This is a genomic window from Micromonospora peucetia (assembly GCF_900091625.1).
GTDB classification, from domain to species: domain Bacteria; phylum Actinomycetota; class Actinomycetes; order Mycobacteriales; family Micromonosporaceae; genus Micromonospora; species Micromonospora peucetia.
In genome coordinates, this window is the sequence record NZ_FMIC01000002.1 from 1,488,844 (window position 1) to 1,501,056 (window position 12,213).

At 74.7% G+C, this 12,213-nt stretch carries 11 protein-coding genes and 1 riboswitch; of the genes, 1 reads left to right on the forward strand and 10 read right to left on the reverse strand.

Annotated elements, in window-relative coordinates; translation table 11 throughout:
* Positions 1 to 29: 29 nt before the first annotated feature.
* A complete protein-coding gene (locus GA0070608_RS06935; protein WP_425413223.1) occupies positions 30 to 2,264 on the forward strand; it encodes a bifunctional copper resistance protein CopD/cytochrome c oxidase assembly protein in 2,235 nt (744 codons plus the stop codon).
* 7 nt (positions 2,265 to 2,271) lie between these two features.
* Here GA0070608_RS06935 and GA0070608_RS06940 read toward each other — a convergent pair whose 3' ends face one another.
* The 10 genes from GA0070608_RS06940 to GA0070608_RS06985 form a co-directional block, all read right to left on the reverse strand.
* Positions 2,272 to 2,637 (reverse strand): hypothetical protein, encoded by a 366-nt coding sequence (locus GA0070608_RS06940; RefSeq protein WP_091623642.1) that lies wholly within the window; start codon positions 2,635 to 2,637, stop codon positions 2,272 to 2,274.
* Positions 2,634 to 3,401, reverse strand: a complete 768-nt coding sequence (locus tag GA0070608_RS06945; RefSeq protein WP_091623645.1) for an ABC transporter ATP-binding protein — start codon at positions 3,399 to 3,401, stop codon at positions 2,634 to 2,636. Before GA0070608_RS06945 ends, GA0070608_RS06940 begins: the two co-directional genes overlap by 4 nt.
* A complete protein-coding gene (locus GA0070608_RS31910) occupies positions 3,401 to 4,519 on the reverse strand; it encodes a FecCD family ABC transporter permease (protein ID WP_218107499.1) in 1,119 nt (372 codons plus the stop codon). The genes GA0070608_RS06945 and GA0070608_RS31910 overlap by 1 nt, the downstream gene beginning before the upstream one ends.
* A gap of 5 nt (positions 4,520 to 4,524) precedes the next feature.
* Positions 4,525 to 5,538, reverse strand: coding sequence for an ABC transporter substrate-binding protein (locus tag GA0070608_RS32990; protein WP_091623648.1), 1,014 nt, complete (start codon positions 5,536 to 5,538; stop codon positions 4,525 to 4,527).
* A 29-nt stretch (positions 5,539 to 5,567) separates the two neighbouring features.
* Positions 5,568 to 5,748, reverse strand: a riboswitch (cobalamin riboswitch).
* An 81-nt stretch (positions 5,749 to 5,829) separates the two neighbouring features.
* Positions 5,830 to 6,501 carry an ABC transporter ATP-binding protein gene (locus GA0070608_RS06960; protein ID WP_091623651.1) on the reverse strand — a complete coding sequence of 224 codons (672 nt, stop codon included), beginning with the start codon at positions 6,499 to 6,501 and terminating at the stop codon, positions 5,830 to 5,832.
* Complete coding sequence (locus tag GA0070608_RS06965) at positions 6,498 to 7,562, reverse strand: ABC transporter ATP-binding protein (protein WP_245715722.1); 1,065 nt, start codon at positions 7,560 to 7,562, stop codon at positions 6,498 to 6,500. Before GA0070608_RS06965 ends, GA0070608_RS06960 begins: the two co-directional genes overlap by 4 nt.
* Positions 7,559 to 8,428, reverse strand: a complete 870-nt coding sequence (locus GA0070608_RS06970) for an ABC transporter permease (RefSeq protein WP_091623655.1) — start codon at positions 8,426 to 8,428, stop codon at positions 7,559 to 7,561. The genes GA0070608_RS06965 and GA0070608_RS06970 overlap by 4 nt, the downstream gene beginning before the upstream one ends.
* Complete coding sequence (locus GA0070608_RS06975) at positions 8,421 to 9,464, reverse strand: ABC transporter permease (protein ID WP_091623658.1); 1,044 nt, start codon at positions 9,462 to 9,464, stop codon at positions 8,421 to 8,423. The genes GA0070608_RS06970 and GA0070608_RS06975 overlap by 8 nt, the downstream gene beginning before the upstream one ends.
* A complete protein-coding gene (locus GA0070608_RS06980) occupies positions 9,461 to 11,056 on the reverse strand; it encodes an ABC transporter substrate-binding protein (RefSeq protein ID WP_091634494.1) in 1,596 nt (531 codons plus the stop codon). Before GA0070608_RS06980 ends, GA0070608_RS06975 begins: the two co-directional genes overlap by 4 nt.
* A gap of 397 nt (positions 11,057 to 11,453) precedes the next feature.
* Positions 11,454 to 12,212, reverse strand: a complete 759-nt coding sequence (locus GA0070608_RS06985; RefSeq protein ID WP_091623661.1) for an SRPBCC family protein — start codon at positions 12,210 to 12,212, stop codon at positions 11,454 to 11,456.
* Between the last annotated feature and the right edge of the window lies 1 nt (position 12,213).

A 12,213-nucleotide genomic window follows, 5' to 3' on the forward strand; every position in this document is an offset into this window, starting at 1 on the left:
GCCCTCCTCGTACACCAAGGGACACCGACGTGCCAGACACCACTTCCCGCCCTGCCCACCCCGCCCCGGGTCCGGACGCCGACTCCGGGGCGGAGACGGCGGTGGGTGATTCCGGACCGGTCGCGGACCCGGCCGGCGCCGGCGTCCGTCCCGACGTCCGGGGTCGTGGCGGGTGGCTCCTGCCCGTCGCGGCCGTGGCGTCGGCGGTGGCTGTTCTCCTGCTCGGCCTGCGTGTTGGCGGAGCGCTCGCGGTCGCGATCCCCGGGCTGCCGGACCCGGGGCCGGTCACGGCGTGGGCGCTACCCGTGGTCCGACTGCTCGCCGACGGCCTCGCCACCCTGACGGTCGGGCTGGTGGTGACGGCGGCGTTCCTGCTACCCGGCGACGGGCGGAGCGTCTCCCCGTACGGCTGGCTGCTGCTGCGCCGCGCGGGCGCGGTGGCCGCGGGCTGGGCGGTGGCGGCGGTGGCGCTGATCGTGCTGACGGTCTCGGACCTGCTCGGCATCCCCGTGGGCAGACTCGGCATCGCCACGGTGGTCAGCTTCGCCTCCTCGATCGCACAGGGGCAGGCGCTGCTGCTCCAGGCGGGGCTGGCGCTGCTCGTGGCGGTACTGGCCCGGGTCGGGGTGTCGCGTGGGCTCGCCGCCGTGGCCGCGTTGGTCGCGCTGGTCGGGGTGCTGCCGCCGGCGTTCACCGGGCACGCCGCCGGGGCGGGCAACCACCAGATCGCGGTGTCCAGCCTCGCCCTGCACGTGCTGGCCGCCGCCCTCTGGGTCGGCGGGCTGGTGGCGCTGCTGATGATCCGCCGCAGCCGGCAACTGGCCGACGCCGCCGACCGGTACAGCCGCCTCGCCCTGGGCTGTTTCGTGGCCGTCGCGGTCAGCGGGACGGCCAACGCCGCCGTACGCCTCGGCGCCGTGGCCGAGCTCTGGCAGTCCCGGTACGGCTGGCTGGTCCTCGGCAAGCTCTTCGCCCTGGCGGCCCTGGGTGCCCTCGGCGCCGTGCACCGGTCGCGGACCCTGCCGGCCCTGCGAGCCGGCCGACGCGGCGCGTTCGCCCGGCTGGCCGCAGGGGAACTGGTCGTGTTCGCCGCCACCGTCGGGCTGGCGGTGGCATTGTCCCGCAGCCCCACCCCGGTGACGCAGAACCCGCTGGACGCCGATCCGATCACCGAACTGCTCGGCTTCCCGATGCCCGCCGCGCCGACCCCGGAACGTCTGGTGGGCCAACTGCTGCCGGACATGTTCTTCCTGACCCTCACCGTCCTCGGCGTCGGCGGCTACCTGGCCGGGGTGTGGCGGCTGCACCGGTCCGGGCACCGCTGGCCGGTCGCCCGGACCGCCAGTTGGCTGGCCGGTCTGCTGCTGCTGGCCGCCGTCACCAACCTGGGTGTGGCCCGCTACGCGTACGTGCTGTTCAGCGCTCACATGGTGCAGCACATGGTGCTGTCGATGCTGGTGCCGATCCTGCTCGTCGGCGGCGCCCCGGTCACCCTCGCGCTGCGCGCCCTGCGTCGCCCCACCGACCCGCAGGTGCGGGGCGCCCGGGAATGGCTGCTGCTGGCGTTGCACAGCCGGCCCACGAGGCTGCTCACCCATCCTCTGGTCGCGCTGGGCATCTACGCCGGGAGCCTCTTCGGCCTGTATCTCAGCGACCTGCTCGGCACGTTGATGCGGTCCCACCTCGGCCACCTGGCCATGCTCACCCATTTCGTGGTCGCCGGGTACCTGCTGTTCTGGGTGCTCATCGGGGTCGACCCCGGCCGGCCGCGGATCGCCCACCCCCTCCTGGTGATCATCCATCTCGCGTCGATGATGGCGCACGGCTTCTTCGGCCTGGTCCTGATGCAGACCACCACCCTCATCGCCCCGGACTGGTACGTCGCGGTCCACCCCGACTGGGCGTCGTCGCTGATGGAGGACCAGAAGCTGGGCGCGGGCATCGCCTGGGCGTTCGGGGAGATACCGGCCGCGGTCGTCCTGGTCGTGCTGGTCCGGCAGTGGATCCGTGCCGACGGGCGGGAACAGGCGCGCCTCGACCGGGCCGCCGCCCGCGCCGAGGCCACCGGTGAGCCGGACGACCTGGCCCGCTACAACGCCTTCCTCGCCGCCGCCGGCCGCGCCGGTCCTCCCGTCCCCGCCGGCACCGCTGCCGGGGACGGCGGCTTCGTCGGCGACAGCGGCCCGCCCGGCGACGGTGTCGGCGCTGACGGCCCGGCGGCGAGGGCCGGCGACGGTCGGACCGCAGCGTCGGGGCCCACCTGAGGCCGCCTCACCGGCCGGGGCGGAGCGCCGGGGCGACCACCGACAGCTCCAGCGCGGCGGGCAGCGGCGCCACGCCCGGCCCGCCGGCCCGGACCCATGCGGTGATGTCGTCGACGACGGTGTCGTGCAGGACCAGGCCGAACCAGACCGGACGTGTGCCGGCGCGGCGGGCCGCCGGCGCGGGGTGGACGACGACCAGGTTCGACTGCGCGCAGAGGTCGAGGCAGTCGCTGATCCGTACCCGGTGAGGTGCCGGCAACCCGGCGCGCAGCCGCCGCAGCTGTGCGTCGTGGTCGACGGAGGGGTGCTTGCGGGTGCTGCCGCAGCAGCAGTCGCGGCAGACGGTGACGAGGCAGCCCGGTGCGACGGTCATGGCGCGGGCGGGTGGTAGGTGATGGCGGGTCGCCCGGTGGCCGGGTGCGCCACGACGTCGGCTCGTACCCGGTAGACGTCGGCGAGCAGCCCGGGGGTGAGGACCTCGGTGGGTGTACCGGCGGCGACGACCTGCCCGGCGGCCAGGACGACCACCGCGTCGCAGAACATGGCGGCCAGGTTGAGGTCGTGCAGCGCGGCCAGGGTGGTCACCTCCGAGCGGCGGACCAGGTGCAGCAGGTGCAGCTGGTGACCGATGTCGAGGTGGTTGGTGGGCTCGTCGAGCAACAGCAGCAGCGGTTGCTGAGCCAGGGCACGGGCCAACTGCACCCGCTGCCGCTCGCCGCCGGAGAGGGTGTGCCAGCGGCGGTCGGCGTACCCGTCCAGGTCCACCCGGGCCAGCGCGTGCGCCGCCGCGGCGCGGTCGGCGGCGCTGTCGGACCACCGCGAGCCACGGTGGGGCGTACGACCGAGCAGCACCACCTCGCCGACGGTGAGGTCCAGGTCCGTGTCGGCATGCTGGGCGAGCAGCGCGGTACGGCGGGCCAGCGTGACCCGGGGCAGGGCGGCGACGTCGTCGCCGCCGACCGTGACCAGCCCGGCGTCCGGCGCGGCGAGCCGGGCGACGATGCGCAGCAGGGTGGTCTTGCCGCAGCCGTTGGGGCCGAGCAGCCCGACGAGGCTGCCCGCCGGCACCGCGCAGGTGACGTCGTCGAGGATCCGCCGGGCTGCGACGGACCAGGACACCCCGGTGACGGCGAGCATCAGCCACGCACCTTCCGGCGGTGCAGTAGCACCACGAAGGCGGGCACCCCGAGCAGCGCCGTCAGCACGCCGACCGGCAGTTCCCGGGGCGCGAACACGGTCCGCGCGGCGGTGTCCACCCAGACCAGGAAGATCGCCCCGACGAGGACCGCGACGGGCAGCAGGCGCCGGTGGTCCGCCCCGGTGAGGAACCGGGCGGCGTGCGGCAGGATCAGCCCGACGAAGCCCACCGCGCCACTGACGGCGACCAGCGCCGCGGTGAGCAGCGCGGTGGCGACCAGCAGCAGCCACCGCACCCGGGCGACGGGGACACCGAGGGTCGCCGCGGCGTCCTCGCCGAAGGCGAACGCGTTGAGCGTGCGGGCGTGCGCCGCCACCAGGGCGAGCACGGCGGCCAGGACCGGCGCGGCCCAGGCCAGGGCGCTCCAGTCGACGCGGGCCAACGAGCCGGAGAGCCAGAAGGTGATGCTCTGGGTGGCGTGCGGGTCGGCGACCCAGATGATGACGAACGAGGTCGCCGCCCCGCAGAGCTGCGCGACGGCCACGCCGGCCAGCACCACCCTTGTGGGGGCCAGCGCGGCCCGCCGGCCGGCCACCGCGGCCACGACCGCGAACGCGGCCAGCGCCCCGGCGAAGGCGCCCCCGGTGAGCGCGGCGACCCCGCCGCCGAAGCCCAGGACGAGGACCGCGACCGCGCCGAGCGACGCCCCCGAGGAGACCCCGAGCAGGTACGGGTCGGCCAGCGGATTGCGGGTGACGGTCTGCATCACCGCGCCGACGGCGGCCAGCCCGCCCCCCACCGCGGCGGCCCCGAGCACCCGGGGCAGGCGCAGCCGCCAGACGATGTGCTCACGCAGCAGCGGCACCTCGGCGTGCGGGAGTCCCAGGCGGTCGGCCACGACCGACCAGACCGTCGACACGGGAATGTCGGCCGGCCCGACGGTGACGGCCACGCCGATCGACACGACCAGACCCGCCAGCAGGGCCACCAGCAGCGCCGCCAGGCCGACCGGGTGCGTCGCGCGGAACCCGGCTTGGCGGACGGGTCCGGAGTCGGTGGGCCGGGTCGGGTCGGCGGCGGCGCGGTAGGTCGGATCGGCGGCGGCGCGGCGGACCACGGCGGTCAGCGGTCCGCCCCGGCGGGGAGCTGCGCCACGCCCGCGGCCAGCGCCTCGACGCCGAGCACGACGCGTACGCCGGCGGAGGTGGACGAGAACGGGATGACGACGAAGCGTTGCCCGGCCACGGCGGGCAGGTCCTTGAGGCTGGGGTGCCGGGTCAGGAAGGCCCGCTTCGCGGCGGCCGGGTCCCAGCCCGCGTCGACCAGCACGATCGCGTCGGGGTCTCGGTCCGCCACCGCCTCCCAGCTGGTGTTGGCCCAGCCGCCGGTGAGGTCGCCGAAGGCGTTGCCCACCCCGACGGCCGACATGATCATGTTGGGGCCGCCGCAGCAGGCGCCCACGCTCGGGGCGTCGGTGCCGGCGTCCCACCAGAGCACGGAGACGTCCCGTGCGCCGCCGATCCGGGCGACGGCCGTGGCGATCCGGGCCCGCTGGTCGGCGATGAGCTTCTCGGCCCGCTCCGGCACCCCGAAGACGGCCGCCACGTCCCGGATCTCGGCGAACACGTCCTCGACAGTCAGCCTCGCCGGCCGGTGCTGCTTCGGGCATCCGGCCCGCGAGAGGTACGTGCCGATGCCGAGTCCCGACAGCGCGGCGCGGTCGCCGACACCCTCGTCGCCGAAGGCACTGTGGAACGAGGCGTAGACGAAGTCGGGTGTCGCCTCCAGCAGTTTCTCCTTCGCCGGGTACCTGTCCGACAGCACCGGCACGGCGGCGTACGCGACGGCGTGCTCCGGCAGGATCGCGTCGTCCAGGTACGCCGTGCCGGCCATGCGATCGGCGAGGCCGAGCGCCAGCATGATCTCCGTGGCGGGCTGGTTCAGGGTCACCGCCCGCTCGGGCGGGGCGGGGACGGTGACCGGCGTACCGCAGTTGGTCAGCGTGACCGGGGCGGCGGACGGCGGGGGCGTCGTGGCCGGATCGTCCGTGGCGCACGCGCCGAGCAGGACGACGAGGACGGACAGGGGCGCGGCAACGCGCCGGGACAGGGTGGACCGCACAGCGCGCACGCGCATCGGGACTGCCTTCCAACACCTCGTGGACGGGTCATCGCAGTGCCGTGGCCGGTCTCCTGGCTGACGGGAGGTGCGTCCGTGGCCGGCCTTCCCAGGCGTGTGACGCCCAGTGACCTCTTACGACGAGGGCCGCGAACTTCCCGATCACAGTGGCGAGGGCCGCACCGGTCTTCCACCGGCTTCCCGAACACCACGGCAGCGTCACCATAGCCGCCCGCCGGCCCGGAAGTCACGGTGACGAACACCATCGGGGACGGTCGAACCGAGGGCGCTCGGCCGGACACCGCCCTGTCAGGACTGCGGCGGGGACGGCAGGTCGACCACCCGGGTTGCCCAGCGGGCCATCAGCGCCGGGTCGTGGGTGATGAGCAGGACCCCGGCCGCGTGCTGCCGCTGGTAGTCGGTGATGACGGCCGCGAGGTACGCCTGGGTGGAGGCGTCGAGCATGGCGGTGGCCTCGTCGCAGAGCAGGTAGTCCGGCTGGTGCACCAGCGCGCGGGCGAGGCAGGCGCGTTGCAGTTGCCCGTCGCTGACCGCGTGCGGGCGGCGGGCGAGCAGGTCGGGCGTGAGGCCGACGAGGTCGGCCAGCTCCGCCGCCCGGGCTCGCGCCGGTTCCTCGGGTGTGCCGGTGGCGCGCAGCGGTTCGGCGATGATGTCGGCGAGACTCAGCCGGGGGTCGGTGGCGGCGCGGGGGCTCTGGAACAGGATCGCGACGCGGGTACGGACGGCGGCGGGCAGCCGGTGCCGGGCGCCCGGCACCCGTTGGCCGTCGAGGGTGACGTGCCCGGCCTCGGGGGCGTGCAGCAGGGCGAGGACCCGGGCGAGGGTGGACTTGCCGCTGCCCGAGGGCCCACGCAGCCCTACCGTCTCGCCGGGGGCGACGCGCAGGTCGACGCCGTCGAGGACGCGCCGGCCGCCGTAGGAGACCGCGACCTGGTGGACGGCGAGCGCGGTGCTGGTCATGCCGGCGCTCCGAGGGTCAGCGGGTGGTGGCAGGCGGCCCGGCCCGGGACGCCCGCCGAGGGCACCGGCGGGGTGCGGCAGAGGTCGGTGGCGCGCCCGCAGCGCGGCGCGAAGGCGCAGCCGTCGGGCAGGTCGGTGAGCATCGGCGGGTGGCCGGGGACCGGCCGGAAGGCCCGCTCGGGCAGGGCGTCGAGCAGGCCTGCGGTGTAGGGGTGGGCGGGCGCCGCGAACAGCTCGCCGGTGGGCCGCCGTTCGACGATCCGGCTGGCGTACATGACGGCCACGGTGTCGGCGACCCGGCGGGCGGCGGCCAGGTCGTGGGTGATGAGCAGGACGGCGCCACCGGCGTCACAGCGGCGGCGCAGCAGGTCGAGGGTGTGGTCGACCAGGGGACGGTCAAGGCCCGTGGTCGGTTCGTCGGCGAGCAGCAGCGGCGGGTCGGGGGCGAGGGCGAGGGCGGTGGCCAGGCGTTGGGCCATGCCGCCGGACAGCTCGTGGGGATAGCGGTCCAGGTCGACGGGGTCGAGACCGACGTCGGCGGCGACCCGCTCGGCCGCCGCGGGCGCCTCACGCCGGGTACGCCCGTGGGCGCGCAGGGTCTCCTCCAGCAGCCGCCGCCCCGTCCGTACGGGAGTCAGCGCGGTGGCCGGGCTCTGCGGCACCAGCCCGACCGCGCGTCCGCGTACGGCGCGGGCGAGGTGACGCTCGGAGGCGCCGACCAGGTCGACCGGCTCCCCGGCGGCTGGGCGCAGGCGGGCGTGCCCCGTGACGGTGGCGTTGCCGGGAAGCAGGCCGAGCAGGGCGTGGGCGAGCACCGACTTGCCGCAGCCGGACTCCCCCACCACCGCCAGCAGTTCGCCGGGTTGGACGGTCAGGTGCAGGTCGGTGACGGCCTGCACCACGGCGTCGCGGAGTTGGAAGCGGACGGTCAGCCCGTCGACCTCCAGCAGGGCGGGCCGACCATCGGTGCCGGTGCCGGCGGTGCCGCTCGTCATGGCGGTGGAGTCGGGCGTCGCGGTGGAGTCGGCCGGTACGGCGGCGGGCTCGCGGGTGGTGGTCACAGGTTCAGCTCCGCTCGTACTCGCGGGTCGAGACGGTCGCGCCACCGGCCGGTGAGGGCGGCCAGGGCCAGCGTGACGACGACGAGAAGCAGACCGGGCACGATGCTCGCCCACCAGGCGCCGGTGAGCAGGGACCGCTGCCCGTCGTTGATCATGTTGCCGACGGAGGCCAGGTGCGGGGGCAGACCGAGACCGAGGAAGGACAGCGCCGTCTCGTGCCAGACGGCGTGCGGCACCATCAGCGTGGTGGCCAGCGCCAACCGGGGCAGCACGTGCGGCAGCAGGTGCCGCAGGATCACCCGGGGGCGGCTGGCGCCGCCGGAGATCGCGGCGTCGATGAACGGCCGGGTGCGGAGGCTCAGCAGCTCGGACCGGACGATGCGGGCGGTGGACAGCCAGTGCGTCAGCCCGATCGACAGGATCACCGCGCCGAGGCTCGGACGCAGCATCGCGACGATGAAGATGCCCAGCAGCAGGTGCGGCAACGCCGCGATGGTGTCGACCACCCGCATCAGCACGCGGTCGACCCAGCCGCCGAGGGTGCCGGCCACCGCGCCGACGAGGCCGCCGATCACGGTGGCGACGATCGCGGCGACCGCGCCGACGAGCAGCGAGACCCGCAGGCCGTAGAGGCTGCGGTGGGCCACGTCGCGGCCCAGGTCGTCGGTGCCGGCCGGGTGCGCCCAGGACGGCGCCAACCGGGTGCGGGCCAGGTCCACCGCGCTCTCGTCGAGCGGCCAGAGGACGGGGGCGAGGAGACAGGCCAGGCCCGCGCCGACGAGCACGGCCCAGGCGACGACGGCACCGGCCCGGCCGGTACGCGGCCTGGACCGCCGGACCCGGGCGGGCAGGGAGAGGTCAGTCATCGAGGCGTACCCGGGGATCGGCTGCGGCGTAGCCGAGGTCGGTGGCCAGGTTCGCGGTCAGCACCACGACGGTGGTGGCCAGGGTGGTGGCGGCCAGCAACGGGAAGTCGCTGCCCAGCGCCGCCTGGACGGTGACCGCGCCCAGACCGGGCAGGGAGAACACGGTCTCCACCAGGACGGCGCCGCCGATGAGCTCGGGCAGGTGGGTGCCGACGAGGGTCAGGAACGGCAGCAGGGCGGTACGCAGGGCGTGGCCGAACAGGACGGTACGGCCGGGCAGCCCCCGGGCCCGGGCGGCGAGGACGTGATCGTCGCGGAGGCTCTCGGCGACGGCGTCCCGGATGAACAGCACGAACCACGGCGTCTGGGAGATCGCCAGCACGCCCACCGGCAGGATCAGGTGCCGGGCCACGTCGGCGGGGTCGGTGCCGGTGGCGGTGATGTCGGTGAGCCCGCCCGCCGGCAGCCAGCCGAGGGTGAGGGCGAACAGGGCGATCGCGGCCAGCCCGATCCAGAACACCGGCATCGACTGCACGGCGTACGCGGTGGCGCGCAGCGCCCGGTCGAACCAGCCTCCGCGCCGGTACGCGGCCAGCGTGCCCAGCAGCAGGCTCGCCAACAGGACGAGGGCGAGGGCGGCGCCGACGAGCAGCAGGGTCCAGCCGGCGCGGGCGGCGAGCACGGAGGTGACCGGTTCGTGCCGGCTGGTGGACCAGCCCAGGTCGCCCTGGAGCAGGTTGCCCACCCAGCGGAGGTACTGCACCGGCAGCGGGTCGTCGACACCCCAGTTGGCGCGGATCTGCGCCAGGTTCTCCTCGCTGGCGGTGAACGCCGCCGCGCCCGCGTACTGCTGGGCGGGGTCGATGGGCGAGGCCGCGCCGAGGGCGAACATGCCGATGCTGGTGGCGGCGAGGATGGGCACGGCCACCAGCAGCCGACGGCGGACCACCGTGCCGGCTCCCGCCAACCGACGCGGCCGGCGCCCGGCGGTGGTCTTCGCCGGGGCTGGCGCGACTGTCGGGGCGGGTGTCGTCACGACTTCCTCGTCCAGGTGTGGATGTTCCACCACAGGCTGTTGGCCACGTCGTGCTCGTGCGGCTCCACCCGCGGCGTCACCCCGGCGACGGCGTCCTTCACCACATAGGTGTGCTGGAGATAGTTGAGGAACACCCACGGCATGTCGGTGGCGAGCTGCTTCTGGAACGTGGCGTACGCGGCCTTGCGGGTGGCCGGGTCGGCGTTGGCGCGGCCATCCTGCAACGCCTTGTCCGCCACCTCGGACCGGTAGGAGCCGGGGTTGAAGAAGCCCTGGCCGGCGAAGGCGGAGCCGAACAGCTTGTAGGTGACGAAGTCCGGGTCGTACGGGGTGCCGTAGCCCATCATCAGCGCGTCGCTCTTCATCCGGGGGGTGATCGCGTCCCAGGTCAGTCCCTCGGGGGTGATCTTGATGCCGACCTTCTTGGCGTCGGCGGTCACCGCGAGGGCGAACTCCTTGCGCAGGCTGTCGGTGGCCGGGTACATGAGCGCGAAAGCGGCCTGCCGACCGTCCCGGACCCGGATCCCGTCCGGGCCCGGCTTCCAGCCGGCGGCGTCGAGAGCGGCGGTCGCCGCGGCCGGGTCGGCGGTGGGCTTGCCGACGATCGACGGATCGGCGTACTCCGAGCTGGGCGGGATCGGCCCGAACGCCGGCTCGCCCGCGCCGCCGAGCAGGCCGGTGACCATCGCCGCGCGGTCCACCGCCGCGTTCAGCGCCCGACGCACCGCGAGGTCGGCGGTGACCGGGTTGCCCATCGGCAGCATCACGCCCCGGTAGTCGGCGGTGGGCACCCGCTGGACCCGGTAGCCGGCCTGCCCGTCGAACCCGGTGGCCAGTTTCGGGGCCAGCTCCGCCGCGTCGAACTCTCCCGCCCGCATCCGCTGCGCGCGCACGTTGTCGTCGGCGACGAACGCGACCACCACGCCGCTGTTGGCGGGCCGGCCGCCCCAGTACTTCTCGTTGGCCGCGAGCACCAGCCGGTCGCCCGGGGTCCACGACGTCACCCGGTACGGGCCGGTGCCCACCGGCTTGCGGTTGAACTCGGCCTTGTTGATGTCCTGCCCGGTCAGTGCCTTCGCCGGCACGATCCCCAACGCCAGCCGCTGCGCGAAGGGCGCGTAGGCGTACTTCAGGCTGAACACCACGGTCGACGGGTCGGGCGCGGTGACCGAGGCGAGCATGTCCAGGTCGGAGCGGAGGGTGGAGTCGACCTTCGGGTCCAGCACCGACTGGTAGGTGAAGACCACGTCCTGGGCGGTGAACGGGCTTCCGTCGTGGAACAGCACGCCGTCGCGCAGCTTCGCGGTGACCGTCCTGCCGTCCGTCGACACGGTCGGCAGCTCCCGGGCCAGCGCCGGCACGAGCTGGTTACGGGCGTCGCGGGCGACCAGCCCGTCGAAGATCAGGGAGCCGCCGTCGACCCCGTAGTTGAGCACCGGGTTCAACGCGTCCGGCTCGCCCCCCGTCGCCACCACGAGGGTGCCGGCACCGCCGCCCCCCGTCGCCGTGGTCGTCGGGGACGAGCAGCCGGCGAGGGCGAGGACACCGGCGACGGCCATCGCCGCCACGCGCTTGGACACAGGCGTACCCATCACATGCTCCCGGGTCGGTTCATCGCACGACCGGCGGGCGCACGCCGGGTCGGCGTCCTGCGGTGGACCGGCCGTGCCGCTGTGGTTCGCGGTCACGAGCGGGGCGGACATCCTGGAGATGGTCTGGTACTCGCCACGACACCGCCCACTAACGCCAGCATTACGCAGTTGCCAGTTACATGCAACAAGCGCCACGTCACAACAGGTCGCAACCGGCCGTCCGGCGCCCCCGCCTCGCCCAGCATGATCCGCTCGCTGGTCCGTCCCTTGATCATGCGCGAGACACCCTGCGCGAGACGGTACGGGCAGGCATGCCGGCGCCACCACACGCCGTGTAGCGCCTGTCGACTACGTCACGAACGCCCGGTGCGGCTCATCGGGCGTTCGGGTCGACGGATCAGCCGACGGGCAGGGCGGCCAGCCAGTCCTGCCAGGCCCGCTCGGCCCGGGCCGGATCCTGCCCGGCGGCGAAGACGTGGTGGCCGAGGACCAGGGCGTCGCCCCGCTCGGCACCGGAGTAGAGGAACCGGTGGAGCGCGTCGGCGGTACGCACGCCGACGTAGGTCGGGAGGCCGGCGAGGTCGACGACACCCTCGATCGGTGGCAGTCCCTCGACGGTGAACCGGACCCGGTCCCCCTCGGCGATCGGTCCACGCAAGCCGAAGGCACCGGCCACAGCCGCCCACACCCGGTCCGGGCCACCGGCATCCGGTCGGAATGCCGAGATCGGCACCGCGGTCCGGCCGGGGAAGTGGGCGAGGTAGGCGGCCAGCGTCCCGAGGTACATGTCCCAGCCGACCGCCATCGCCTCGTACTCGGTCTCCCAGTTGTCGCCGAGGACACCACTCTGGACGAGCCGCAGGGTCGTGCTGCCCCGCTCGCGGCCCTCGATGAGATATTCCATGGCCATGAAGGTGCCGTCCGGGGCTGGCTCGGTGCGGTCGGCGAACCGCTTGCCGGGCTCCCAGCCGGTGATCGTCGCCTCCTCGACGTGGCCGGCCATCGTCAGGCGGGTCCGGCCGCCCTCGCCCGGCTCGACCTCGGTGCGGCCCATGAACCAGGAGTCGATGCCCGGGCCGGTGGCGATCGCCTCCCACACCTGCTCCGGCGTGGCGGCCAGCTCGACGTCCTTGCGCAGCTCGAAGTGGTGTCCCATG